Here is a 24,803-nt window from a genome sequence, read left to right as displayed (position 1 = left end):
ACAGGGGAACGGCCGGCGTTCAGGCCGTGAGCGATTCGACGCCGCGATTGGCGAGCGCGTCCGCGCGCTCGTTTTCGGGGTGGCCCGCGTGGCCCTTGACCCAGCGCCACTCGACTTCATGCTGCGCGACGAGCGCGTCGAGCCGCTTCCACAGGTCGGCGTTCTTCACGGGTGTTTTCGCCGCGGTGACCCAGCCTTTTTTCTTCCAGCCGTGGATCCACTCGCTGATGCCTTTCTGCACGTACTGCGAGTCGGTATGGACGATCACCTGGCACGGCCGCTTCAGCGCTTCGAGCGCGGCGATCACGCCCATCAGCTCCATGCGGTTGTTGGTCGTGTTCGGCTCGCCGCCGAACAGCTCCTTCTCCTTGTCGCCGTAGCGCATCAGTGCGCCCCAGCCGCCGGGGCCGGGGTTGCCCTTGCAGGCGCCGTCGGTATAGATGTCGATGGTATCGATTGTCATGAATGTTCTTGATGGGTGGTCGGGGAGGCCGCCGGCGTCAGGCCCGGGGCGAGCACGGGCTTCTTCATCTTGATCTGGCCGACGAGGCGCATGCCGCGCACGCGCTTGACGGCCGTCACCATGTAGACGGCGCCGAAGATCGGCCACCAGCGGTCGCCGGCGGCCTCCATGAAGCCGTAGCGGGCCAGCCACTTGTCGGTGACGAGCGGCGGGCGGTAGCAGCCGAAGCGGCCGCGTTCGAGGTCGAAACCGAGCAGCTTGATCCAGTCCTTGAGCCGGATGAACGCGATCTGGTCGCGCGTGGCCGGCACGAACGGGTGGTTCGCCATGCGCCCGAACGACTGGCGCATGCCCCACAGGCTGAGCGAATTGAAGCCGGTGATCACGAGCTGGCCTTCCGGCATCAGCACGCGCTCGGCCTCGCGCAGCAGGCGGTGCGGGTCGGACGTGAATTCGAGCGTGTGCGGCATCACGATCAGGTCGACGCTCTGCGACTCGAACGGCAGGTCGAGCAGGTCGCACCAGGTCGTGCTGCGATCGGCGGGCGCATGCTCGGGTGCGTGCGCCTCGCGTGCCCACGGGTACTGGTACGGCGCGCTCGCGCCGCTCGCCGGGTCGAGCACGAGGCCGCGATACGGCATGCGGTTCTCGCGCAACGCGTCGAGCTGCGGCAAGCCGAGCTGCAGCGCGTGGAACCCGAAGACGTCGGACACGATCCGGTCGAGCTGCGCCTGCTCCCAGCCCAGCACGTAGCGGCCGGGAGGCGAGTCGGTCCAGGCGGGCCAGTCTATAATTTGACGGTCAGACATAACGATGATTGCGCGCCCATGAACGAGCTGGAATACGTGCCGGTTCCGGCATTCGAAGACAACTATATCTGGCTCGTCTCGGACGGCCGCGATGCAATCGCCGTCGATCCGGGTGAAGCCGCGCCCGTACGCCGGGTTCTTGCCGAACGAGGCTGGCGGTTGACCGCTATTTTACTCACGCACCACCACGCCGACCATGTCGGCGGTGTCGAGGCGCTGCGCGATAGCCAACCGGCCGATGCGCCGCTGGCGGTATACGGCCCCGCGGCCGAAGCGATCGGCGTGGTCACGCGGCCGCTGGCGGGCGGCGATCGCGTGACGCTCGACGCGCCGGCCGTCGCGTTCGACGTGCTCGACGTACCCGGTCATACGCGCGGCCACATCTCCTATTTCCAGGCGGCCGGGCCGCGCAACGCGGCGCCGCACGTGTTCTGCGGCGACACGCTGTTCTCGTGCGGGTGCGGCCGCCTGTTCGAAGGCACGCCCGCGCAGATGCTCGCGTCGCTCGACGCGCTCGCGGCGCTGCCGGGCGACACGCGCGTGCATTGCGCACACGAATACACGCTGTCCAATATCCGCTTCGCGCTCGCGTGCGAGCCCGGCAATGCGGCGCTCGCCGCGTGGCGCGACGAAGCGCAGGCGCTGCGCGCGCGCGGCGTGCCGACGCTGCCCACTACGATTGCTCACGAGCGTGCCGTTAACCCGTTCATGCGGGCGGACAGCGCGGCGATACATGCCGCGCTCGAGGCCGAGCTGCACGAAACAGTGCCGGATCGTCTGGCGGCATTCACGCTGATGCGCGAGTGGAAAAACCGGTTCCGATGATGATTTCCGGAGGACTCCAAAGCTCAAGCGGTGTCTGTAAAAATTGCTCCAAATGTAGGATTTCGCTGAGTTTTCGGTGTTTTTATTGACGTGAAGCACGCACTTCCGTAGTATCGCCTGCAATTTCCAGCCGTCGGAAGCCGAGATTTTCATGCGACTTATATTGAGTGCGATGGTGGTCCTGCTACTCGCCGCTTGTGCGAGCCAGGCGCCTGTCGCCAACAACGCCGCCGATTCGCAGGCGACGTCCAACTACCTCCGTAAATCAGCCACCGCCAAAGAAACTGTCGACGTCGACAAGCAATCCGTCGGCGACCTGACCAGTGCCGACTCCGATCTGTGGGGGCGCATCCGCCGCGGCTTCCAGATGCCCGACCTGCAGAGCGACCTCGTCGACATGCAGACGACCTGGTACACGCAGCGTCCGGATTACGTGCAGCGCATGACCGAGCGCTCGCAGAAGTACCTGTATCACATCGTCGAGGAGCTCGAGGCGCGTCACATGCCGACCGAACTCGCGCTGCTGCCGTTCATCGAGTCCGCGTACAACCCGCAGGCGCTGTCGGTCGCGAAGGCGGCCGGCATGTGGCAGTTCATGCCCGGCACGGGCCGCACGTACAACCTGAAGCGCAACATGTGGCAGGACGAGCGCCGCGACGTGCTCGCGTCGACGAGCGCCGCGCTCGACTACCTGTCGCGCCTGCATGACATGTTCGGCGACTGGTATCTGGCGCTGGCCGCGTACAACTGGGGCGAGGGCAACGTGCAGCGCGCGATCGCGCGCAACCAGGCGGCCGGCCTGCCGACCGACTACCAGAACCTGCGGATGCCGAACGAGACGCGCAACTACGTGCCGAAGCTGCAGGCGGTGAAGAACATCATCGCGAGCCCGCAGCAGTATGGCCTGACGCTGCCGGACATCCCGAACCACCCGTATTTCGTGACGGTCACGACCGCGCGCGACATCGACGTCGCGGTTGCCGCGAAGCTCGCGAACCTGTCGCTCGACGAGTTCCGCTCGCTGAACCCGTCGTTCTCGAAGCCGGTGATCCTCGGGGCGACCGAGCCGCAGATCCTGCTGCCGTTCGACAACGCGTCGGCGTTCGAGAAGAACCTGAAGACCTACAACGGCCAGCTGTCGACGTGGACCACCTATACGGTGAGCGAGCGCGCGCGCCCGGCCGCGATCGCCGAGAAGATCGGCGTGGACGCCGATACGCTGATGTCGGTCAACAAGATTCCGGCCGGCATGCGCCTGAAGCCGGGCTCGACGATCGTCGTGCCGCGCGGCGACGACGATGACGAGGACATCAGCGCCGGCGTCGCCGAAAACGGCGCGCTCGCGATGGAACCGGACGTACCCGACACGCGCAAGATGCTGATCCGCGTGCGCCGCAAGCAGTCGATGGCGGCGATCGCCGGCCGCTACGGCGTGTCGGTCGGTCAGTTGAAGGCGTGGAACCGCACGCACCGCGATCTCGCGATGCCGGGCCAGGCGCTCGTGCTGCACGTGCCGGTCGGCCGTTCGGTGCCGGCGGAACCCGGCCCGGAGCGGATCGCGACGTCGTCCGCCGGGGCGCACATCGAGCGTGCAAGCCTCGCGGTGGGCGGCAAGTCGCACGGCGCGAAGCGCGGTGCGGCAAAGCCGGCCGCCAGGTCGGCGAAGGCGGCGCCCGCGAAGGCCGCGCCGGCCAAGGCCGCGGCACACAAGGGCAAGAAGAAGTAACGCGGCTGCCCCGCGCAGCGGGCGGCCGGTCGGGTTCGCGCGATTGCGCTATCATCCGACGAAATGCGACGAAACGCCGTCACCGAGGTGACGGCGTTTTCGTTTGTGCGCGGTGCGAGGTCGCCGTTTCGGATGTCTTCATATAACGAGGGGAAGTGATGTCGTCGGTGCAGGTGAGGGTGCTCGCGCTGTTTTCGGTCGGGTATTTCGTGTCGTACGTGTTTCGCGGCGTCAATCTGGGCTTCGCGCCGTTCGTCACGCACGAGCTCGGGCTGTCGGCCGCCGACCTCGGCCTGCTGACCAGCCTCTATTTCCTCGGCTTCGCGGGCGCGCAGATTCCGGCCGGCGTGATGCTCGACCACTTCGGCCCGCGTCGCGTGACGGCCGGCATGCTGCTGTTCGCGGCGGCCGGTGCGGCCGTGTTCGGCGCCGCGCACGGCCTCGGCACGATGATGGTCGGCCGGCTGCTGATTGGCGTCGGCGTATCGGTATGTCTCGGCGCGGCGTTCAAGGCACTCGCGCAGCATTTCCCCGTCGGCCGGCTGCCGCTCGTCAACGGCCTCGTGATGGCCGTGGGCGGCCTTGGCGGCGTGATGGTCGGCTCGCCGCTGACCTGGCTGCTCGGCTGGACGAACTGGCGCGCGATCTGTTTCGGTCTCGCGGTGCTGACGGTGGCCGTCGCGGCGTCGATCGGTTTCGGTGCGCCCGAGGCGAAGCAGGCGCGCCACCAGGGCGGCCTCGTCAGCCAGTTCAAGGGCACGTGGCACATCCTGAGCAGCCGTGCGTTCTGGAAGATCTCGTCATTCTCCGTCGTCACGCAGGGCGTGTTCTACGCGATGCAGTCGCTGTGGGTCGGGCCGTATCTGCGCGATGTCGCCGGTTTCGATGCGGCGCATGCCGCGCGCCTCGTGTCGGTGCTCGGCTTCGCGATGATGGCCGGCTGCGTCGGCTTCGGCGCGGCCGCGCGCGTGCTCGAGCGGCGCGGCGTGTCGGTCTACGCGTTCTGCGGCGTCGGCATGGCGCTGTTCGTCGCGACGCAACTGGCGATCGTCGCGCGCGTGCCGCTGCCGCCGGCCGCGCTGTGGGCGGCATACGGGATGTTTGGCGGCGTCGGCATCCTGACCTACGCGGTGATGGCCGGACACTTTCCCGCGCATCTGATCGGCCGCGCGAACACGACGCTCACGCTCGTGATCTTCCTGCTGATCTTCGCGTTCCAGATCGGCGTCGGCGCGGTGCTGTCGCACTGGCCGTCGGTCGACGGCCGTTATCCGGCGGCCGCGCACTTCACCGCGTGGGGCGTGTTGCTCGCGCTGCAGCTCGCGAGTGCGGCCTGGTACGTGTGGCCCGCGCGCGGCGCTGGCCAAGCGCACTGATCCGGCGGTACGCTGGCGGGTAGGGCGGTCCTGGAAACGGGGCCGCAGCGCGCCGCGCCGTGCGGCAGGGCGCGGCGCGCGTACGATCGGACGGCCATATCCATTGAAGATAGGGCCATTTTCAGGCTATAATTTGAAAGTTTGTGCTGATCAACCTCGCACCCTAGCGCCTACCTCTTTCATCCCGTTCATCCGCCGCACGCCGCCTGCCGGGCGATGCCGCGAAGCCTCGTGCGCCACGCGCCGGGTTCGCGACTCGACAACGCAGGCCGCGTCCAGCAAGCGACCACGCGCGCCCACGCAGCGCGGCGCTCGCGCGGCAGGGTAAACAGGTCGGCAGCAGGGTGTTCCCCAAGGAGCCTCCCGTGTTGCCGTCTTTTTCTCCCGCCTTGCTTGCACTCGCCGACGGCACGGTCTTTCGTGGTTATTCGATCGGGGCCGAAGGCCACACGATCGGCGAAGTCGTGTTCAATACCGCGATCACCGGCTATCAGGAAATCCTGACTGACCCGAGCTACTCGCGCCAGATCGTCACGCTCACCTACCCGCATATCGGCAACGTCGGCGTCAACGCCGAAGACGTCGAAGCCACGAAAGTCCATGCCGCCGGCCTGATCATCCGTGATCTGCCCACGCTCGCGTCGAATTTCCGCATGGACCGCACGCTCGGCGACTATCTGCGCGACGAAGGCGTCGTCGCGATCGCCGGCATCGACACCCGCAAGCTGACCCGCATCCTGCGCGACAAGGGCGCGCAGAACGGCTGCATCCTGACCGGCTCGGACGACGCAACGAAGGCGATCGAGCTCGCGCGCTCGTTCCCGGGCCTCGCGGGCATGGACCTCGCGAAGGTCGTGTCGACCACGAAGCCGTTCGAATGGAAGCAGACCGAATGGCGCCTCGAAGGCGGCTACGGCATGCAGGAAGCGCCGAAGTATCGCGTCGTCGCGTACGATTTCGGCGTCAAGTACAACATCCTGCGCATGCTCGCGGAGCGCGGCTGCCACGTGACGGTGCTGCCGGCGCAGGCGAGCGCGGCCGATGCGCTCGCGCTGAATCCGGACGGGATCTTCCTGTCGAACGGCCCCGGCGATCCGGAGCCCTGCGATTACGCGATCGCGGCCACGAAGGAATTCATCGCGCGCGGGGTGCCGACCTTCGGCATCTGCCTGGGTCACCAGATCATGGGCCTCGCGGTCGGCGCGAAGACGCTGAAGATGAAGACGGGCCACCACGGCGCGAACCATCCGGTGAAGGATCTCGGCGACGGCCGTGTCGTGATCACGTCGCAGAACCACGGCTTCGCGGTCGACGCCGATTCGCTGCCGGCCAATGCGCGCGTGACGCACGTGTCGCTGTTTGACGGCACGCTGCAGGGCTTCGAGCTGACCGACAAGCCGGCATTCTGCTTCCAGGGCCACCCGGAAGCGTCGCCCGGCCCGCACGACATCGGCTACCTGTTCGACCGTTTCACCGCGCTGATGGACGCGGCGAAACAGCGCAACGCCTAAGTCACTGACGCAACCGAAGGACGGGAGATTCACATCATGTTCGGCCACGCACTCGGCATCACGGATATCTGGACCTACGTGTTCGGCGTGATCTTCATCATCCTGCTGCCGGGACCGAACTCGATGTACGTGCTGTCGCTGGCGGCGCAGCGCGGCGTGAAGGCCGGCTACCGCGCGGCCTGCGGCGTGTTCGTCGGCGATACGGTGCTGATGGTGCTGTCCGCCGCGGGCGTCGCGTCGCTGCTGAAGGCGAACCCGCTGCTGTTCTCCGTCGTCAAGTACGGCGGCGCCGCATATCTGCTGTATATCGGCACCGGGATGCTGCGCAGCGCGTGGCGCAAGCTGCGCGCGCGCGGCGACGCACCGGTCGATGCGCCGCAGGCGGTTGACGGCGAGCGGCCCTTCCGGAAAGCGCTGATCGTGAGCCTGCTGAATCCGAAGGCGATCCTGTTCTTCATCTCGTTCTTCATCCAGTTCGTCGACCCGGCATTTCCGCATCCCGCGCTGTCGTTCGTCGTGCTCGGGGCGATCGCGCAGTGCGCGAGCTTCCTGTACCTGAGCACGCTGATCTTCGCGGGCGCGCGGCTCGCCGAGCATTTCCGCCGCCGCCGCAAGCTTGCGGCAGGCGCGGCGAGCAGCGTGGGCGGCCTGTTCATCGGTTTCTCGGTGAAGCTTGCGCTCGCGACCATGAGTTGAGCGCTGCCGGCCGACCCACGACAACGATTACTTATTGAATTCACAAGCCATGCCAAAACGCACAGACATCAAGAGCATCCTCATCATCGGCGCCGGCCCGATCATCATCGGCCAGGCGTGCGAGTTCGACTACTCGGGCGCGCAGGCTTGCAAGGCGTTGCGTGAGGAGGGCTACAAGGTCATTCTCGTCAACAGCAACCCGGCGACGATCATGACCGACCCGAACACGGCCGACGTGACCTACATCGAGCCGATCACGTGGGAAGTCGTCGCACGCATCATCGAGAAGGAGCGCCCGGACGCGATCCTGCCGACGATGGGCGGCCAGACCGCGCTGAACTGCGCGCTCGACCTGCATCACCACGGCGTGCTCGAGAAGTTCGGCGTCGAGCTGATCGGCGCGTCGCCGGAAGCGATCGACAAGGCGGAAGACCGCCAGAAGTTCAAGGAGGCGATGACCAAGATCGGTCTCGGCTCCGCGAAGTCGGGCATCGCGCACTCGATGGAAGAGGCGACCCAGGTGCATGCCGAGATCATGGCCGGCACCGGCGGCAGCGGCTACCCGGTCGTGATCCGTCCGTCGTTCACGCTCGGCGGCTCGGGCGGCGGCATCGCGTACAACCGCGAGGAGTTCGAGGAGATCTGCAAGCGCGGTCTCGACCTGTCGCCCACGCGCGAGCTGCTGATCGAAGAGTCGCTGCTCGGCTGGAAGGAATACGAGATGGAAGTCGTGCGCGACCGCGCCGACAACTGCATCATCGTCTGCTCGATCGAGAACCTCGACCCGATGGGCGTGCACACCGGCGACTCGATCACGGTCGCGCCGGCGCAGACGCTCACCGACAAGGAATACCAGATCCTGCGCAACGCATCGCTCGCGGTGCTGCGCGAGATCGGCGTCGACACCGGCGGCTCGAACGTGCAGTTCTCGATCAACCCGAAGGACGGCCGCATGGTCGTCATTGAAATGAACCCGCGCGTGTCGCGTTCGTCGGCGCTCGCATCGAAGGCGACGGGCTTCCCGATCGCGAAGGTCGCCGCCAAGCTGGCGGTCGGCTACACGCTCGACGAGCTGAAGAACGAAATCACCGGCGGCCAGACGCCGGCGTCGTTCGAGCCGACGATCGACTACGTCGTCACGAAGATCCCGCGTTTCGCGTTCGAGAAGTTCCGTGAAGCCGATTCGCGCCTCACCACGCAGATGAAGTCGGTCGGCGAAGTGATGGCGATCGGCCGCACGTTCCAGGAATCGTTCCAGAAGGCGCTGCGCGGCCTCGAGGTCGGCGTCGACGGTCTCGACGAGAAGTCCACCAACCGCGACGAGATCGCGATCGAGATCCACGAGCCGGGCCCGGACCGCATCTGGTACGTGGGCGACGCATTCCGCATCGGCATGACGGCCGAGGAAATCTTCGCGGAAACCGCGATCGACCCGTGGTTCCTCGAGCAGATCGAGCAGATCATCCTGAAGGAAAAGGCGCTGTCGGGCCGCACGCTCGCGTCGCTGACGTTCGACGAGCTGCGCTACCTGAAGCAGAGCGGCTTCTCCGACCGCCGCCTCGCGAAGTTGCTCGGCGCGACGCCGGAAGACGTGCGCAAGCGTCGTATCGAACTGAACGTGCGCCCGGTCTACAAGCGCGTCGACACCTGCGCGGCCGAATTCGCGACGAAGACTGCGTACATGTACTCGACCTACGAGGAAGAGTGCGAGGCGCAGCCGACCACCAACAAGAAGATCATGGTGCTGGGCGGCGGCCCGAACCGGATCGGCCAGGGCATCGAGTTCGACTACTGCTGCGTGCACGCGGCGCTCGCGATGCGCGAGGACGGCTACGAAACGATCATGGTCAACTGCAACCCGGAAACGGTGTCGACCGACTATGACACGTCCGACCGCCTGTACTTCGAGCCGCTGACGCTCGAAGACGTGCTCGAGATCGTCGACAAGGAAAAGCCGGTCGGCGTGATCGTCCAGTACGGCGGCCAGACGCCGCTGAAGCTCGCGCTCGACCTCGAGGCGCACGGCGTGCCGATCGTCGGCACGTCGCCGGACATGATCGACGCGGCCGAAGACCGCGAGCGCTTCCAGAAGCTGCTGCAGGACCTCGGCCTGCGCCAGCCGCCGAACCGCACCGCGCGCGCCGAAGACGAAGCGCTCGCGCTCGCGGACGAAATCGGCTACCCGCTCGTCGTGCGCCCGTCGTACGTGCTGGGCGGCCGCGCGATGGAAATCGTCCACGAGCCGCGCGACCTCGAGCGCTACATGCGCGAGGCCGTGAAGGTGTCGAACGATTCGCCGGTGCTGCTCGACCGCTTCCTGAACGACGCGATCGAATGCGACGTCGACTGCATCTGCGACGGCGAAGCCGTGTTCATCGGCGGCGTGATGGAGCACATCGAGCAGGCGGGCGTCCACTCGGGCGACTCGGCATGCTCGCTGCCGCCGTACTCGCTGTCGAAGGAAACCGTGGCCGAGCTGAAGCGCCAGACGGGCGCGATGGCGAAGGCGCTGAACGTGGTCGGCCTGATGAACGTGCAGTTCGCGATCCAGCAGGTGCCGCAGGCGGACGGTTCGAAGCAGGACATCATCTACGTGCTGGAAGTGAACCCGCGCGCATCGCGCACGGTGCCGTACGTGTCGAAGGCGACCAGCCTGCCGCTCGCGAAGATCGCGGCGCGCGCGATGGTCGGCCAGAAGCTCGCGCAGCAGGGCGTGACGAAGGAAGTCGAGCCGCCGTACTTCAGCGTGAAGGAGGCCGTGTTCCCGTTCGTCAAGTTCCCGACCGTCGATCCGGTCCTCGGGCCTGAAATGCGCTCGACCGGCGAAGTGATGGGCGTCGGCCAGACGTTCGGCGAAGCGCTGTTCAAGTCGCAGCTCGCGGCCGGCTCGCGCCTGCCGGAGTCGGGCACGGTGCTGCTGACCGTGATGGACGCGGATAAACCGAAGGCCGTCGAAGTCGCGCGCATGCTGCACGACCTCGGCTACCCGATCGTCGCGACGAAGGGGACGGCTGCCGCGATCGAAGCGTCCGGCGTGCCGGTGAAGGTCGTGAACAAGGTGAAGGACGGCCGTCCGCACATCGTCGACATGATCAAGAACGGCGAGATCGCCCTCGTGTTCACGACCGTCGACGAGACGCGCCAGGCGATCGCCGATTCGCGTTCGATCCGCATGAGCGCGCAGGCGCACAAGGTCACGTACTACACGACGATGTCGGGCGCGCGCGCGGCCGTCGAAGGCTTGCGCTACCTGAAGGATCTGGAAGTCTATGATTTACAAGGTCTTCACGCTCGCCTAAACTAAGCAGTCAGTTACCTGTCGAAGCAACACGTGCCGCGATTAGGCGGTGTTTCCAGTGCATCGGAAACGCGCTTAATCGCGGTGATTTTTTTTAAAGCCGTTTTTAGCGATTGAGCCGTTTATGAGCACCATTCCGTTGACAAAGCGTGGCGCGGAGCAACTGCGCGATGAATTGCAGCGCCTCAAGTCCGTCGAGCGGCCGGCCGTGATCAACGCGATCGCGGAGGCCCGCGCACAGGGCGACCTGTCCGAAAACGCCGAATACGATGCCGCGAAGGAAAAGCAGGGCTTCATCGAGGGTCGTATCGCGGAAATCGAATCGAAGCTGTCGGCCGCGCAGGTCATCGATCCCACCGTGCTCGACGCGGAAGGCCGCGTGGTCTTCGCGTCGACCGTCGAGCTCGAGGATCTCGAATCGGGCGACACCGTCAAGTACCAGATCGTCGGCGACGACGAAGCCGACATCGATCACGGCCTGATCTCGGTCAGCTCGCCGATCGCGCGCGCGCTGATCGGCAAGTCCGAAGGCGACGTCGCGGCCGTGCAGGCGCCGAGCGGCGTGCGCGAGTACGAAATCATCTCGGTCAGCTACATCTGAAGCGGGGCGACGTGATGCCGCATCGCGTGTTCCGCCTGCTGTCGGCCGTGTGGGTCGGCAGCCTGCTGACGATCGGGTATGCGGTCGCGCCCGTATTGTTCAAGACGCTGGAGCGGATGACGGCCGGTTCGGTCGCCGCCCAGCTGTTCCGTATCGAGGCGATCCTCGGCGTCGTGTGCGGCGTGCTGCTGCTCGCGCTGTCGAACCAGCAGGTGCGGCGCGGCAGCAGCGAATATCGCCGCGTGCGCTGGGTCGTCGCCGCGATGGTCGGGTGCGTGCTGGTCGGGTATTTTGCGCTGCAGCCGTTCATGAACGCGCTGCGGGTGGCCGCGATGGAGGCGGGCACCGATATCGCGAATTCGCCGTATGCAAGCCGCTTCGGGATGCTGCACGGCGTCTCGAGCGTGTTCTACCTCGTCGAGAGCGTGCTGGGGCTGATGCTGATCTGGCGTCTGCCGGCACGCGACGCCTGAGCGCCGCGCGGGCTGCGCGGCACGGGATGCCCCGTGCCGCATGCGTGATTACTTGTCCTGGAACGGCCGCTTGGTGCTGGCCTGGCGCTTTTTCGCCCGCTTCACGTTGCCGCCGGCCGTCACGCGCTCGTTGCCGCGCACGACGACCTTCGTCGGCTTCGGGCGACGCACGGGGCTCGCGTTCGGCGACACCTTGACGACCTTGACGGTGCGCGGTGCGCGGCCTTTCCTGTCGTCGGCGGCTTCGGCCGCGCTCGGCAGCGTGCCGGCACGACGGCCGCGGGCCGGGGCCGCCGCGGCGGCTTCGGGCTTCCAGATCACCAGCAGCTTGCCGATGTGCTGGATCGGCGCGGCGCTCAGGCGGTCGCAGATCTCGTCGTAGATCGCGATGCGCTCGTCGCGTTCGTCGCCGAACACGCGGATCTTGATCAGCTGGTGCGCGTTGAGGTGCACCTTGATTTCCTTCAGCACGGCGTCGGTCAGCCCTTCGGCGCCGATCAGCACGACGGGCTTGAGCGCATGGGCCTGGGAGCGCAGCGCGGAGCGCTCGGCGGGAGAAAGCGAAAGGGCGGGCATGGGAATGTCGAAATCTAAATAAGGGCGCGCTGACTGAATGGCGATCGCGGGAAGTTACCGCGTCAGCCGTGCGCCGAAACCACGTAAAATCGCGGCTTGGGCCTGAAAAGGGGCCGCAGCCGCGCGAAGAAGACGCGTATTATCCGCTAAAAGCGCGGCTTCACGAAGCAATTGGCAGCAATCTCTCTCTCGAATGGCAAAAAACCGCTTCAACCAGCACTGGCTGCACGACCACATCAACGACCCGTACGTCAAAATGGCGCAGCGGGAGGGCTATCGCGCGCGCGCCGCGTACAAGCTGAAGGAAATCGACGAGCAGGACAAGCTGATCCGTCCGGGCCAGGTGATCGTCGACCTCGGCGCGACGCCGGGCAGCTGGAGCCAGTATGCCCGCAACAAGCTCGCGCAGGGCAAGAAGCGTGACGCGGAGCGCGAAGGCGGCATCGACGGCACGATCGTGGCGCTCGACATCCTGCCGATGGAGCCGATCGCCGACGTCCACTTTCTCCAGGGCGACTTCCGCGAGGACGATGTCCTTCACCAGCTCGAAGAAGTGCTCGAAGGGCGCGCGGTGGACCTTGTTATTTCCGACATGGCCCCAAACCTCTCCGGCGTGGCCTCGGCAGACGCGGCGCGCATCGAGCATCTCTGCGATCTGGCGCTCGAATTCGCGCAGAATCATCTGAAGCCGGACGGTGCGCTGCTCGTGAAGTGCTTTCACGGCAGCGGCTACAGCCAGATCGTCGAGAAATTCAAACAGCAGTTTAAGACCGTCGCGCCGCGCAAGCCGAAGGCGTCCCGCGACAAATCGTCCGAAACGTTCATTTTGGGTCGGCATCTGAAGCATCCGCGGTGACGCGGAGCGGGATACCGCAAACGGGCTCCGGCCCTTGCCAGACAAGCGAAGCGCTATCGCGGCGGTTGTCAATGCTTATGGCGGGGGTGGTCGGACTGGATTAGAATGACCGAGGGGCGCCGCAAGGAAAATGTAGGCGCTCGTCTACGAGTGAAGGAGTGGTGCTTTGAACAACAATATGTTTTCGAAGGCAGCGGTGTGGCTGGTGATCGCACTGGTGCTGTTTACGGTGTTCAAGCAGTTCGACAAGCCCCGCGTCCAGGAAGGCGTGTCCTATTCGCAGTTCATGGACGACGCCAAGAACGGCAAGGTCAAGAACGTCATCGTTCAGGGGCGCAACCTCACCGTCACTCCGGCTGATGGCCAGAAATACCAGATCGTGTCGCCCGGCGACATCTGGATGGTCGGCGATCTGATGAAGTACGGCGTGCAGGTCAGCGGCAAGGCCGACGACGAGCCGAACGCGCTGATGTCCGCGCTGTACTACCTCGGGCCGACGATCCTGATCATCGTGTTCTGGTTCTACATGATGAGGCAGATGCAGGGAGGCGGCAAAGGCGGCGCATTCTCGTTCGGGAAATCGCGTGCGCGGCTGATCGACGAGAACAACAACGCGGTGAACTTCTCCGACGTCGCGGGCTGCGACGAAGCGAAGGAAGAAGTGTCCGAGCTCGTCGACTTCCTGCGCGATCCGCAGAAATTCCAGAAGCTGGGCGGCCGCATTCCGCGCGGCGTGCTGCTGGTCGGCCCGCCGGGTACCGGCAAGACGCTGCTGGCCCGCGCGATCGCCGGTGAAGCGAAGGTGCCGTTCTTCAGCATCTCGGGTTCGGACTTCGTCGAAATGTTCGTCGGCGTCGGTGCGGCCCGTGTGCGCGACATGTTCGAGCAGGCGAAGAAGCATGCACCGTGTATCGTGTTCATCGACGAAATCGACGCGGTCGGCCGTCATCGCGGCGCCGGCATGGGCGGCGGCAACGACGAGCGCGAACAGACGCTGAACCAGATGCTCGTCGAGATGGACGGCTTCGAGGCGAACTCCGGCGTGATCGTGATCGCCGCGACCAACCGTTCCGACGTGCTCGACAAGGCGCTGCTGCGTCCGGGCCGTTTCGACCGCCAGGTCTATGTCGGCCTGCCGGACATCCGCGGCCGCGAGCAGATCATGCGCGTGCACCTGCGCAAGGTGCCGATCGCGAACGACGTCGACGCGGCCGTCATCGCACGCGGCACGCCGGGCTTCTCCGGCGCCGATCTCGCGAACCTCGTGAACGAAGCCGCGCTGTTCGCCGCCCGCCGCGGCAAGCGCATCGTCGAGATGCAGGACTTCGAGGACGCGAAGGACAAGATCTTCATGGGTCCGGAGCGCAAGTCGGCCGTGATCCGCGAGGAAGCGAAGCGTGCGACCGCGTATCACGAGTCGGGCCACGCGGTGATCGCGAAGCTGCTGCCGAAGGCCGACCCCGTGCACAAGGTCACGATCATTCCGCGCGGCCGTGCGCTGGGCGTCACGTGGCAGTTGCCGGAGCACGACAACGAGACGTACTCGAAGGACTACCTGATGGATCGCCTCGCGATCCTGTTCGGTGGCCGCGTGGCGGAAGAGCTGTTCATGAACCTCGTCAGCACCGGCGCATCGGACGACTTCAACAAGGCGACGCAGACGGCGCGTGCGATGGTCGCCCGTTTCGGCATGACCGACGCGCTCGGGCCGATGGTCTACGTCGACGACGAAAACGATGCATCGCCGTTCGGCCGCGGTTTCACGCGCACGATTTCGGAAGCGACGCAGCAGAAGGTCGACTCGGAAATCCGTCGCGTGCTCGACGAACAGTACGGCCTTGCGCGCCGTCTGCTCGAGGAGAACCGCGACAAGGTCGAGGCGATGACGGCCGCCCTGATGGAGTGGGAGACGATCGACGCCGATCAGATCAACGACATCATGGAAGGTCGTCCGCCGCGTTCGCCGAAGAGCTCGGCGGCGGTCGGCGGCGATTCGTCGGGCGGTGGCAGCAGCGCCGAGGTCAAGCCCGGCAACGCACCGGCGCCGGCTACGCCGGCGGCGTAATCTCTCCGCTTTAGCACCGTTCACGGGCTGGTGTGGCTTCACACCGGCCCGTTTTGCATTCATCCACGCCAGTCGCTCGTGTCCGATTCCGCTGTGTCCCCGTTCATTCCCGCGCCCCTCCAGTGCGGCCGCTTCGAGCTGACGTTCGAGCGCCCGCTCGTGATGGGCATCCTCAACGCCACGCCCGATTCGTTCTCCGACGGCGGCCGCTTCCTCGCGCGCGACGATGCGCTGCGCCAGGCCGAGCGGATGATTGCCGACGGCGCGGATATCCTCGACATCGGCGGCGAATCGACGCGCCCCGGCGCACCGCCCGTGCCGCTCGACGAGGAGCTGGCGCGCGTGATTCCGCTCGTCGAGGCGCTGCGGCCGCTGAACGTGCCGCTGTCGATCGACACGTACAAGCCGGCCGTGATGCGCGCGGCGCTGGCCGCCGGCGCGGACCTGATCAACGACATCTGGGGGTTCCGCCAGCCAGGCGCGATCGACGCGGTGCGCGAGGGCAACAGCGGACTGTGCGCGATGCACATGCTCGGCGAGCCGCAGACGATGCAGGTCGGCGAACCCGACTACGGCGATGTGGTGACCGACGTGCGCGATTTTCTCGCCGTGCGTGCGCAGGCGCTGCGCGACGCGGGCATTGCCCCGGAGCGGATCTGCGTCGATCCCGGTTTCGGGTTCGGCAAGGCGGTCGTCGACGACAACTATGCGCTGCTGGCCGCGTTGCCGGACACGGCGCCCCTGCGGCCCGACGGGCGGGCATATCCGATACTCGCGGGCATGTCGCGCAAGTCGATGCTCGGCGCGGTGATCGGCGGCAAGCCGCCGATGGAGCGCGTCGCGGCGAGCGTGGCCGCCGCGTTGTGCGCGGTCGGGCGCGGTGCCGCGATCGTGCGCGTGCACGACGTCGCGGCGACGGTCGATGCATTGAAAGTGTGGAATGCCGTGCGCGAAGCCGCGCGGCAACGATAAGTCAAAAGACGAAGGAGAAAGGATCCCATGGGACGTCGATATTTCGGCACGGACGGCATTCGCGGCACGGTGGGCGAGGCACCCATCACACCGGATTTCGTATTGCGTCTCGGTTATGCGGCGGGCAAGGTGCTGGCCGGTTCGGCCGACGTCGCGGCGGGCGCGCGTCCGACCGTGCTGATCGGCAAGGACACCCGCGTGTCGGGCTACATGCTCGAGGCCGCACTCGAGGCCGGCTTCTCGGCGGCGGGCGTCGACGTGATGCTGGCCGGCCCGATGCCGACGCCGGGCGTCGCGTACCTGACGCGCGCGCTGCGCCTGTCGGCCGGTGTCGTGATCAGTGCATCGCACAACCCGTATCACGACAACGGGATCAAGTTTTTCTCGGCTGACGGCAACAAGCTGCCCGACGACACGGAAGCCGCGATCGAAGCGTGGCTCGACAAGCCGCTCGAGTGCGCGTCGTCCGACGGCCTCGGCAAGGCGCGCCGCCTCGACGACGCGGCAGGCCGCTACATCGAGTTCTGCAAGAGCACGTTCCCGGCCGCGTTCGACCTGCGCGGGCTGAAGCTCGTGATCGATTGCGCGCACGGCGCCGCCTACCAGATCGCGCCGCACGTATTCCACGAGCTTGGCGCGGACGTGATCCCGATCGGCGTCGCGCCGAACGGCTTCAACATCAACGACGGCGTCGGTGCGACCGCGCCGGACGCGCTCGTGCGCGCGGTGCGGGCGAACCACGCCGATCTCGGCATTGCGCTTGACGGCGATGCGGACCGCCTGCAGGTCGTCGATTCGACCGGTCGCCTGTACAACGGCGACGAACTCCTCTACGTGCTCGTGAAGGACCGGATCGCGACGGACGGCAAGGTCGACGGCGCGGTCGGCACGCTGATGACGAACCTCGCGGTCGAAGTCGCGTTGCAACGCGAGGGTGTGAAGTTCGTCCGCGCGGCGGTCGGCGACCGCTACGTGCTCGAGCAGTTGCGCGAACACGGCTGGCAGCTCGGCGCGGAAGGGTCGGGCCACATCCTGTCGCTCGACCGGCATTCGACCGGCGACGGCATCGTGTCGGCGCTGCTCGTGCTGGCCGCGCTGAAGCGCGGCGGCCGTACGCTCGCGCAGATGCTCGACGGTGTCACGCTGTTCCCGCAGAAGCTGATCAACGTGCGGATGAAGCCGGGTGCCGACTGGAAGGGCAGCGCATCGATTCGCGCGGCGATCGACGCGGCGGAGGCCGCGCTCGCCGGCCGCGGCCGCGTGCTGATCCGCGCATCGGGCACCGAGCCCGTGCTGCGCGTGATGGTCGAGGCGCAGCAGGCGGCCGACGCGGTGCGCCATGCGGAGACGATCGCCGACGCGGTGCGCGCCGCGACAACCTGATGCGGGGTGGCGGCGCGCGGCAGTCCCGTCGCCCGCGCGCCGGCGTTTCGACGAATGACCAGGCGGCGCCTTCGGGGCGCCGCCATTTCGTCAGACGCAAAGGTTTGCGATATATATAGATGTGTTTTGGGCGTGTGTTTCCGCACGCGCATGCTTCCGACCAGAGAAATCCTCCGACCCCGGATATCCAGCCCGCCACCGGCAGGGCTTCCCGCCTCGCCGGCGCCCCGCGGCGATCCGCCGGTCCACCCGCGAATCGGGTGTCCGCCCGGTCCTTGCCAGGCAGGCAATTCTTGCCGCCATGGCCGTTCCGGTGCCGCCCAGGCGCCGCCCGCGCCCCCTCGCTATTCCCTTTCAACCAGTCATGTTACTGTCACGCCAGTTTCATCGATTGTCACATTACCGTCATGAGGAGCCCCTAACCTTCGCGGTGCCGTAGTCATCCGCTCACACACTGGAGGTCTCATGAAATTGATGCAAACCGCGATTGCCGGCCTGGCTGGCGCGCTTTTCGCCGTCGCCGCCCACGCTGCCGACATCACGGGCGCAGGCAGCACGTTCGCGATGCCGATCTATACGAAATGGGCTGCCGACTACCAGCAGTCCGGCGGTTCGAAGGTCAACTACCAGGGCATCGGCTCGTCGGGCGGCCTGAAGCAGATCATCGCGAAGACGGTCGATTTTGCCGGTTCGGACGCTCCGCTGAAGGATGAAGAGCTTGCGAAGGAAGGCCTGTTCCAGTTCCCGACGGTGGTCGGCGGCGTGGTGCCGGTCGTCAACGTGCCGGGCGTGAAGGCCGGCGAACTGACGCTGTCGGGCCCGGTGCTCGGCGACATCTACCTCGGCAAGATCAAGAAGTGGAACGACCCGGCGATCGCCGCGCTGAACCCGAAGGTCAAGCTGCCGGATACGGACATCGCCGTGGTTCGCCGCGCTGACGGTTCGGGCACCAGCTTCATCTGGACGAACTACCTGTCGAAGGTCAACGACGAGTGGAAGTCGAAGATCGGCGAAGGCACGGCGGTCAACTGGCCGACGGGCACGGGCGGCAAGGGCAACGACGGCGTCGCGGCCTTCGTGCAGCGCCTGCCGGGCGCGATCGGCTACGTCGAATGGGCGTACGCGAAGAAGAACAACATGGTCTACACGGCCCTGAAGAACTCGACGGGCACGGTGGTCGAGCCGAAGACGGAAACGTTCAAGGCGGCCGCGGCCGGCGCGAACTGGTCGAAGTCGTTCTACCAGATCCTGACGAACCAGCCGGGCAAGGACGCATGGCCGGTCGTCGGCGCGACGTTCGTGCTGCTGCACGCGAAGCAGGACAAGCCGGAGCAGGGCGCCGAAACGCTGAAGTTCTTCAGCTGGGCGTTCAAGAACGGCGAGAAGGCTGCCGACAGCCTCGACTACATCTCGCTGCCGTCGGCGGTCGAGACGGAAATCCGCAAGCAGTGGAAGACGAAGGTGACGGACGCTTCGGGCAAGTCGGTCGCCGCCGAGTAAGCAATGCAGCGGTTCGCTGCCCGGCCGCGCCGGCCGGGCAGTGTGTGCGGTAAAGCCGGGCGTCATGGCGCCCGGCGATCAAAAGCAGGCACCCATGTCTGATATTTCCTACACGTCCTCCCGATCGTCCGACGGTGCGCAGCGCGCGCCGGGTCGTCTCGGGGATGTCCTGTTCGGCGGCCTCGCTCGGCTCGCCGCGATCGTGACCCTGCTGCTGCTGGGCGGGATCATCGTTTCCCTGATCGTTGCGTCGATGCCGACCATCGAGAAGTTCGGCCTCGGTTTCCTGTGGCAATCCGAGTGGGATCCCAACTCGGACATCTACGGCGCACTCGTGCCGATCTACGGCACGATCGTGACGTCGCTCATTGCGCTCGTCATCGCGGTGCCCGTCAGCTTCGGCATCGCACTGTTCCTCACCGAATTGTCGCCCGTCTGGCTGCGCCGCCCGCTCGGCATCGCGATCGAGCTGCTCGCCGCGATTCCGTCGATCGTGTACGGCATGTGGGGCCTGCTCGTGTTCGCGCCGATCTTCGCCGAATACTTCCAGAAGCCGATCGGCCGCCTGTTCAAGGACGTCTGGGTGCTCGGTCCGCTGACGGCGGGCCCGCCGATCGGCATCGGCATCCTCGCGGCCGGCGTGATCCTCGCGATCATGATCATCCCGTACATCGCGTCGGTGATGCGCGACGTGTTCGAGGTCACGCCCGTGCTGCTGAAGGAGTCCGCGTACGGGATCGGCTGCACGACCTGGGAAGTGATGTGGAAGGTCGTGCTGCCCTACACGAAGACCGGCGTGATCGGCGGCGTGATGCTCGGCCTCGGCCGCGCGCTCGGCGAAACGATGGCCGTGACCTTCGTGATCGGCAACACCAACCTGCTCGACAGCGTATCGCTGTTCGCGCCGGGCAACAGCATCACGTCGGCGCTCGCGAACGAATTCGCCGAAGCGCAGCCGGGCCTGCATACGTCCGCGCTGATGGAACTCGGCCTGATTCTCTTCGTGATCACGTTCATCGTGCTGTCCATCTCCAAACTGCTGCTGCTTCGTCTCGAGAAGGGAGAGGGCAAGAAATGAGCGAGCCCATCATGAATTTCCCGGGAGCCGACGGCGCCGTGCTCGACGCGATGCGCAACCGCCTGCAGCGCAAGCGCAAGGCGATCAACGCGATCGCGCTTACCGCGTCGCTCGGCGCGATGGCGTTCGGCCTGCTGTGGCTCGTGTGGATTCTCTACACGACGGTGCACCTCGGTATCGGCGGCCTGTCGCTGCAGCTGTTCACCGAATCGACGCCGGCGCCGAACACGGAAGGCGGCGGTCTCGCGAACGCGATCGTCGGCAGCCTGCTGCTGTGCGGATTCGGCACGCTAGTCGGCACGCCGATCGGCATCCTCGCGGGCGTTTATCTCGCCGAATACGGCCAGAAGAACCTGCTGGCGAGCACGATCCGCTTCATCAACGACATCCTGCTGTCGGCGCCGTCGATCGTCATCGGCCTGTTCGTGTACGCGATCGTCGTGGCGAAATCGGGACGCTTCTCTGGCTGGGCCGGCGTCATCGCGCTCGCCCTGCTGCAGATTCCGATCGTGATCCGCACGACCGAGAACATGCTGAAGCTCGTGCCGAATGCGCTGCGCGAAGCGGCCTTCGCGCTCGGTACGCCGAAGTGGCGGATGGTGCTGAAGATCACGCTGCGCGCATCCGTCGGCGGGATCGTGACGGGCGTGCTGCTCGCGGTCGCACGGATTGCCGGCGAAACGGCGCCGTTGCTGTTCACCGCGCTGTCGAACCAGTTCTTCTCGTGGGACATGAGCCAGCCGATGGCGAACCTGCCGGTCACGATCTACAAGTTCGCGATGAGCCCGTTCGCGGAGTGGCAGTCGCTCGCATGGGCGGGCGTGTTCCTGATTACGCTCGGGGTGCTCGGACTCAACGTCCTGGCGCGCTCGATCTTCTCGAAAAAGTAACGGCGGAGCAATCCGATGAATATGGCAGAGAGCCACCTGAATCCCGTCGAGCGCACCGCTGCGCCGGCCGGCACGCATGACGCGGCGAACGATCGCCCGCTCGCGCCGCTGAACGCGAAGATCGAGGTCAACAACCTCAACTTCTTCTACAACAAGTTCCATGCGCTGAAGAACATCAATCTGCGTATTCCGGACGGCAAGGTGACCGCGTTCATCGGCCCGTCGGGTTGCGGCAAGTCGACGCTGCTGCGCACGTTCAACAAGATGTTCGCGCTCTACCCGGAACAGCGCGCCGAAGGCGAAATCCTGATGGACGGCGAGAACCTGCTGACGACGAAGCGCGACATCTCGCTGCTGCGCGCGCGGATCGGCATGGTGTTCCAGAAGCCGACCCCGTTCCCGATGTCGATCTACGACAACATCGCGTTCGGCGTGAAGATGTTCGAAAAGCTCACGCGCTCGGAAATGGACGACCGCGTCGAATGGGCGCTCACGAAGGCTGCTCTGTGGAACGAAGTGAAGGACAAGCTGGGCCAGAGCGGCTACGGCCTGTCGGGCGGCCAGCAGCAGCGTCTGTGCATCGCGCGCGGCATTGCGATCCGTCCGGAAGTGCTGCTGCTCGACGAGCCGTGCTCGGCGCTCGACCCGATCTCGACGGGCCGCATCGAAGAGCTGATCGCGGAGCTGAAGAGCGACTACACGGTCGTGATCGTCACGCACAACATGCAGCAGGCCGCACGCTGCTCGGATTACACGGCCTACATGTACCTGGGCGAGCTGATCGAGTTCGGCGAGACCGAAAAGATCTTCATCAAGCCGGTGCGCAAGGAAACGGAAGACTACATCACCGGCCGTTTCGGTTGATGACGGAGAACAACAGCCATGTCGGATAAACATCTGTCGAGCCAGTTCGATGCGGACCTGAATGCCGTGTCGTCGAAAGTGCTGGAAATGGGCGGCCTCGTCGAGTCGCAGATCGTCGGCGCGATGTACGCGCTGAACGAGTTCGACCGCGAGACGGCCGAGAAGGTGATCGCGGCCGAGGAAACGCTGAACGCGATGGAAGTCGACATCGACCAGGAGTGCGGCAACATCATCGCGCGGAGGCAGCCGGCCGCGCGCGACCTGCGCCTTTTGATGTCGATTTCGAAAACGATTACGAACCTCGAGCGCGCCGGCGACGAGGCCGAGAAGATCGCCAAGCGCGTGCGCCGCCTGGTCGACGAGCCGGCCGCGCGCGCGGTCAACATCGCCGAGATCAAGGTGTCGGGCGAGATGGCCGTGACGATCCTGCGCCGCGCGCTCGACGCGTTTGCGCGCCTCGACACGGTCGCGGCCGCGCAGATCGTCAAGGACGACAAGGAGATCGACCTGGAATTCCGCGCGTTCGTGCGCAAGCTCGTGTCGTACATGCAGGAAGATCCGCGCACGATCTCGGTCGGCCTCGAGTACCTGTTCATCGCGAAGGCGATCGAGCGGATCGGCGACCACGCGAAGAACATCGCCGAATTCATCATCTACATCGTGAAGGGCACGGACGTGCGGCACCAGCCGCGCGACACGCTCGACCGTGAAGCCAACAGTTAATACGACCCAGCACAGGAAAAACAGAGGTGCCGATGCCCAGCAACATTCTCGTCGTTGAAGATGAGCCCGCGATTTCCGAACTGATCTCGGTGAATCTCCAGCACGCCGGTCACTGCCCGATCCGTGCGTACAACGCCGAACAGGCGCAGAACCTGATCAGCGATGTGCTGCCCGATCTCGTGCTGCTCGACTGGATGCTGCCGGGCAAGTCCGGTATTGCGTTCGCGCGCGACCTGCGCAACAACGAACGGACCAAGCACATCCCGATCATCATGCTGACTGCCCGCGGCGACGAGCAGGACAAGGTGCTCGGCCTCGAAATCGGCGCGGACGACTACGTGACGAAGCCGTTCTCGCCGAAGGAGCTGATGGCGCGGATCAAGGCCGTGCTGCGCCGCCGTGCGCCGCAGCTGACCGAGGACGTCGTGTCGATCAACGGGCTGCGCCTCGACCCGGCCACGCATCGCGTCGCCGCGCACGGCGATGGCAGCGAGATCAAGCTCGATCTCGGCCCGACCGAGTTCCGCCTGCTGCATTTCTTCATGACGCATCCGGAGCGCGTCCACAGCCGAACGCAACTGCTCGACCAGGTATGGGGCGACCACGTATTCGTCGAGGAGCGTACCGTCGACGTGCACATCAAGCGATTGCGCGCGGCCTTGAAACCGGCCGGTTGCGATGCGATGATCGAGACCGTGCGCGGCAGCGGCTACCGGCTCGCCAAGCACGCGTAACGTATCCGCGCATGCCGTGTGCCACGGCATGCCGTTCATTCTTTCGGACGCTGAATCATGAACATCATCTGGGCGCGCTTTCTGGTGTCGCTCGTGCTGCTCGTGCTGATCGGCGTATTGGTCGGCGTTTTCGCCGGCCCGACCGCGGGCCTCGTGTTCGTGGTCGTGATGCTGGTCGCGCAGGGCTTTTTCAGCACCTTCCATACGCAGCGTCTGTGGCGCCTGCTCGACGCGCCCGTCTACGGCGAAGTGCCGAGCGCGCCGGGCATCTGGGGCGAAATCTACTATCGCCTGCACAAACTCGCGAAGCAGTGGCATGCGCAGGTGCGGCAGGTCGAGCAGCAGCATTCGCGCTTCATCCAGGCGATCCAGGCGTCGCCCAATGGCGTCGCGATGCTCGACGACCACGACCAGATCGAGTGGTGCAACGCGATCGCCGAGGTTCATTTCGGCCTCGACGCGAAGCGCGACCTGCGCCAGCACATCACGAACCTGGTGCGCCATCCCGATTTCGTCCGCTACCTGAACGCGCAGCTGTACGACGAGACGCTCGTGATGCGCGGCATGGGCGACTCGCGGCAGAACGTGCTGGAAGTGCAGGTGTTTCCGTACGGCGAAAACCGCAAGCTGCTGCTCACGCAAGACATCACCGAGCTCGAACGCACCGACGCGATGCGGCGCGACTTCGTCGCGAACGTGTCGCACGAGCTGAAGACGCCGCTCACCGTGCTGTCGGGCTTTCTCGAGACGATGCGCGAGCTGCCGCTGAACGAGGAAGACCGCGCGCGTTATCTCGACATGATGGAGCAGCAGGCGTCGCGCATGCGGCACATCGTGACCGACCTGCTGGTGCTCGCGAAGCTCGAAGGCGAGAGCAAGCCGCCGCTCGATCACGCGATCGACATGCGCGCCGTGTTCGACCATCTGAAGGAGGATGCGCAGACGCTGTCGAACGGGCATCACGACATCGCGTTCATGATCGACGAGACGCTCGGCGTCACGGGGGCGCAGACGGAGCTGTTCAGCGCGTTCGCGAACCTCGTCACGAACGCGATCCGCTATACGCCGGAAGGCGGCAAGATCGTCGTCACGTGGCGGCGCGAGGGCGCGCAGGGCGTGTTTTCCGTCACGGACAGCGGCTTCGGCATTCCGGCCGCCGACCTGCCGCGGCTCACCGAGCGCTTCTACCGCGTCGACCGCAGCCGTTCGCGCGACACCGGCGGCACGGGCCTCGGGCTGGCGATCGTCAAGCACGTGCTGCAGCGGCACGACGCGCACCTGTACGTGCAGAGCGAGGAAGGGCGCGGCAGTACGTTCACCGCGCGGTTCCCGGGTTCGCGCGTCATCGCGATCCGGCCGGCCGCGTACGAGGCGTGACCGCGTA

At 65.9% G+C, this 24,803-nt stretch carries 22 protein-coding genes; 19 read left to right on the top strand and 3 right to left on the bottom strand.

The genetic code is table 11. The features are described 5' to 3' along the window. Positions 1-19: 19 nt before the first annotated feature. Together rnhA and HWX00_RS05295 are read right to left on the bottom strand one after the other, a co-directional pair. On the bottom strand, positions 20-463 hold the full coding sequence (rnhA, locus tag HWX00_RS05300; RefSeq protein WP_021163370.1) for a ribonuclease HI: 444 nt from the start codon (positions 461-463) through the stop codon (positions 20-22). Beyond that, positions 460-1,272 carry a class I SAM-dependent methyltransferase gene (locus tag HWX00_RS05295; protein ID WP_034186646.1) on the bottom strand — a complete coding sequence of 271 codons (813 nt, stop codon included), beginning with the start codon at positions 1,270-1,272 and terminating at the stop codon, positions 460-462. The genes rnhA and HWX00_RS05295 overlap by 4 nt, the downstream gene beginning before the upstream one ends. 18 nt (positions 1,273-1,290) lie before the next feature. On the opposite strand from HWX00_RS05295, the gene gloB reads away from it, so the two are divergent. From gloB to HWX00_RS05255, 8 genes are all read left to right on the top strand, one after another. Next, on the top strand, positions 1,291-2,097 hold the full coding sequence (gene gloB / locus HWX00_RS05290) for a hydroxyacylglutathione hydrolase (protein WP_124609552.1): 807 nt from the start codon (positions 1,291-1,293) through the stop codon (positions 2,095-2,097). A gap of 151 nt (positions 2,098-2,248) precedes the next feature. Beyond that, positions 2,249-3,823 carry a transglycosylase SLT domain-containing protein gene (locus tag HWX00_RS05285; protein WP_175027634.1) on the top strand — a complete coding sequence of 525 codons (1,575 nt, stop codon included), beginning with the start codon at positions 2,249-2,251 and terminating at the stop codon, positions 3,821-3,823. Positions 3,824-3,981: 158 nt separating this feature from the next. Further along, positions 3,982-5,199 carry an MFS transporter gene (locus HWX00_RS05280; RefSeq protein WP_175027635.1) on the top strand — a complete coding sequence of 406 codons (1,218 nt, stop codon included), beginning with the start codon at positions 3,982-3,984 and terminating at the stop codon, positions 5,197-5,199. A 365-nt stretch (positions 5,200-5,564) separates the two neighbouring features. After that, on the top strand, positions 5,565-6,710 hold the full coding sequence (gene carA / locus HWX00_RS05275; protein ID WP_034186650.1) for a glutamine-hydrolyzing carbamoyl-phosphate synthase small subunit: 1,146 nt from the start codon (positions 5,565-5,567) through the stop codon (positions 6,708-6,710). 36 nt (positions 6,711-6,746) lie between these two features. Next, a complete protein-coding gene (gene leuE / locus HWX00_RS05270) occupies positions 6,747-7,406 on the top strand; it encodes a leucine efflux protein LeuE (RefSeq protein ID WP_034186651.1) in 660 nt (219 codons plus the stop codon). Positions 7,407-7,455: 49 nt separating this feature from the next. Continuing rightward, positions 7,456-10,710 (top strand): carbamoyl-phosphate synthase large subunit, encoded by a 3,255-nt coding sequence (carB, locus tag HWX00_RS05265; RefSeq protein ID WP_175027636.1) that lies wholly within the window; start codon positions 7,456-7,458, stop codon positions 10,708-10,710. Positions 10,711-10,828: 118 nt separating this feature from the next. Further along, positions 10,829-11,305: a transcription elongation factor GreA gene (gene greA / locus HWX00_RS05260; protein WP_021163362.1), complete on the top strand. Its 477-nt coding sequence runs from the start codon at positions 10,829-10,831 to the stop codon at positions 11,303-11,305. A 14-nt stretch (positions 11,306-11,319) separates the two neighbouring features. Beyond that, positions 11,320-11,778: a DUF4149 domain-containing protein gene (locus tag HWX00_RS05255; RefSeq protein WP_034186653.1), complete on the top strand. Its 459-nt coding sequence runs from the start codon at positions 11,320-11,322 to the stop codon at positions 11,776-11,778. A gap of 48 nt (positions 11,779-11,826) precedes the next feature. Here the strand turns inward: HWX00_RS05255 and HWX00_RS05250 are convergent, their stop codons facing one another. Further along, on the bottom strand, positions 11,827-12,354 hold the full coding sequence (locus HWX00_RS05250) for a YhbY family RNA-binding protein (RefSeq protein ID WP_034186654.1): 528 nt from the start codon (positions 12,352-12,354) through the stop codon (positions 11,827-11,829). Positions 12,355-12,547: 193 nt separating this feature from the next. Here HWX00_RS05250 and HWX00_RS05245 point away from each other — a divergent pair, with 193 nt between their 5' ends. From HWX00_RS05245 to phoR, 11 genes are all read left to right on the top strand, one after another. After that, entirely contained in the window at positions 12,548-13,210 is a 663-nt protein-coding gene (locus tag HWX00_RS05245; RefSeq protein WP_034186655.1) for an RlmE family RNA methyltransferase, read from the top strand. A 166-nt stretch (positions 13,211-13,376) separates the two neighbouring features. Continuing rightward, positions 13,377-15,275, top strand: a complete 1,899-nt coding sequence (gene ftsH / locus HWX00_RS05240) for an ATP-dependent zinc metalloprotease FtsH (protein WP_034186656.1) — start codon at positions 13,377-13,379, stop codon at positions 15,273-15,275. Between the two features lie 162 nt (positions 15,276-15,437). Next, positions 15,438-16,247 carry a dihydropteroate synthase gene (gene folP, locus HWX00_RS05235; RefSeq protein ID WP_437341336.1) on the top strand — a complete coding sequence of 270 codons (810 nt, stop codon included), beginning with the start codon at positions 15,438-15,440 and terminating at the stop codon, positions 16,245-16,247. A 27-nt stretch (positions 16,248-16,274) separates the two neighbouring features. Next, positions 16,275-17,630 carry a phosphoglucosamine mutase gene (glmM, locus tag HWX00_RS05230; RefSeq protein ID WP_034186658.1) on the top strand — a complete coding sequence of 452 codons (1,356 nt, stop codon included), beginning with the start codon at positions 16,275-16,277 and terminating at the stop codon, positions 17,628-17,630. Positions 17,631-18,095: 465 nt separating this feature from the next. Next, a complete protein-coding gene (gene pstS / locus HWX00_RS05225) occupies positions 18,096-19,130 on the top strand; it encodes a phosphate ABC transporter substrate-binding protein PstS (RefSeq protein WP_175868094.1) in 1,035 nt (344 codons plus the stop codon). Between the two features lie 94 nt (positions 19,131-19,224). After that, positions 19,225-20,208 (top strand): phosphate ABC transporter permease PstC, encoded by a 984-nt coding sequence (gene pstC, locus HWX00_RS05220; RefSeq protein ID WP_059557054.1) that lies wholly within the window; start codon positions 19,225-19,227, stop codon positions 20,206-20,208. Continuing rightward, positions 20,205-21,098, top strand: a complete 894-nt coding sequence (pstA, locus tag HWX00_RS05215; RefSeq protein WP_034186661.1) for a phosphate ABC transporter permease PstA — start codon at positions 20,205-20,207, stop codon at positions 21,096-21,098. Before pstC ends, pstA begins: the two co-directional genes overlap by 4 nt. A gap of 15 nt (positions 21,099-21,113) precedes the next feature. Beyond that, positions 21,114-21,962: a phosphate ABC transporter ATP-binding protein PstB gene (gene pstB, locus HWX00_RS05210; protein ID WP_034186662.1), complete on the top strand. Its 849-nt coding sequence runs from the start codon at positions 21,114-21,116 to the stop codon at positions 21,960-21,962. 18 nt (positions 21,963-21,980) lie between these two features. After that, positions 21,981-22,685, top strand: coding sequence for a phosphate signaling complex protein PhoU (gene phoU, locus HWX00_RS05205; protein ID WP_034186663.1), 705 nt, complete (start codon positions 21,981-21,983; stop codon positions 22,683-22,685). A gap of 32 nt (positions 22,686-22,717) precedes the next feature. Then, positions 22,718-23,419 (top strand): phosphate regulon transcriptional regulator PhoB, encoded by a 702-nt coding sequence (phoB, locus tag HWX00_RS05200; RefSeq protein WP_006750313.1) that lies wholly within the window; start codon positions 22,718-22,720, stop codon positions 23,417-23,419. 57 nt (positions 23,420-23,476) lie between these two features. Beyond that, entirely contained in the window at positions 23,477-24,796 is a 1,320-nt protein-coding gene (gene phoR / locus HWX00_RS05195; protein WP_034186664.1) for a phosphate regulon sensor histidine kinase PhoR, read from the top strand. Positions 24,797-24,803: the final 7 nt, after the last annotated feature.

Source organism: Burkholderia seminalis DSM 23518, from assembly GCF_902832885.1.
Taxonomy (GTDB): Bacteria; Pseudomonadota; Gammaproteobacteria; order Burkholderiales; family Burkholderiaceae; genus Burkholderia; species Burkholderia seminalis.
The sequence above is the reverse complement of the archived record's forward strand: the minus strand, read 5'-3'. Positions and strand labels throughout refer to the sequence as shown.

Bases quoted from the DNA above. Each gene is read 5' to 3' on its own strand.
- rnhA (WP_021163370.1), bottom strand. From the start codon at position 463: ATGACAATCGATACCATCGACATCTATACCGACGGCGCCTGCAAGGGC.
- HWX00_RS05295 (WP_034186646.1), bottom strand. From the start codon at position 1,272: ATGTCTGACCGTCAAATTATAGACTGGCCCGCCTGGACCGACTCGCCT.
- gloB (WP_124609552.1), top strand. From the start codon at position 1,291: ATGAACGAGCTGGAATACGTGCCGGTTCCGGCATTCGAAGACAACTAT.
- HWX00_RS05285 (WP_175027634.1), top strand. From the start codon at position 2,249: ATGCGACTTATATTGAGTGCGATGGTGGTCCTGCTACTCGCCGCTTGT.
- HWX00_RS05280 (WP_175027635.1), top strand. From the start codon at position 3,982: ATGTCGTCGGTGCAGGTGAGGGTGCTCGCGCTGTTTTCGGTCGGGTAT.
- leuE (WP_034186651.1), top strand. From the start codon at position 6,747: ATGTTCGGCCACGCACTCGGCATCACGGATATCTGGACCTACGTGTTC.
- carB (WP_175027636.1), top strand. From the start codon at position 7,456: ATGCCAAAACGCACAGACATCAAGAGCATCCTCATCATCGGCGCCGGC.
- greA (WP_021163362.1), top strand. From the start codon at position 10,829: ATGAGCACCATTCCGTTGACAAAGCGTGGCGCGGAGCAACTGCGCGAT.
- HWX00_RS05255 (WP_034186653.1), top strand. From the start codon at position 11,320: ATGCCGCATCGCGTGTTCCGCCTGCTGTCGGCCGTGTGGGTCGGCAGC.
- HWX00_RS05250 (WP_034186654.1), bottom strand. From the start codon at position 12,354: ATGCCCGCCCTTTCGCTTTCTCCCGCCGAGCGCTCCGCGCTGCGCTCC.
- HWX00_RS05245 (WP_034186655.1), top strand. From the start codon at position 12,548: ATGGCAAAAAACCGCTTCAACCAGCACTGGCTGCACGACCACATCAAC.
- folP (WP_437341336.1), top strand. From the start codon at position 15,438: ATGGGCATCCTCAACGCCACGCCCGATTCGTTCTCCGACGGCGGCCGC.
- glmM (WP_034186658.1), top strand. From the start codon at position 16,275: ATGGGACGTCGATATTTCGGCACGGACGGCATTCGCGGCACGGTGGGC.
- pstS (WP_175868094.1), top strand. From the start codon at position 18,096: ATGAAATTGATGCAAACCGCGATTGCCGGCCTGGCTGGCGCGCTTTTC.
- pstC (WP_059557054.1), top strand. From the start codon at position 19,225: ATGTCTGATATTTCCTACACGTCCTCCCGATCGTCCGACGGTGCGCAG.
- pstA (WP_034186661.1), top strand. From the start codon at position 20,205: ATGAGCGAGCCCATCATGAATTTCCCGGGAGCCGACGGCGCCGTGCTC.
- pstB (WP_034186662.1), top strand. From the start codon at position 21,114: ATGAATATGGCAGAGAGCCACCTGAATCCCGTCGAGCGCACCGCTGCG.
- phoU (WP_034186663.1), top strand. From the start codon at position 21,981: ATGTCGGATAAACATCTGTCGAGCCAGTTCGATGCGGACCTGAATGCC.
- phoB (WP_006750313.1), top strand. From the start codon at position 22,718: ATGCCCAGCAACATTCTCGTCGTTGAAGATGAGCCCGCGATTTCCGAA.
- phoR (WP_034186664.1), top strand. From the start codon at position 23,477: ATGAACATCATCTGGGCGCGCTTTCTGGTGTCGCTCGTGCTGCTCGTG.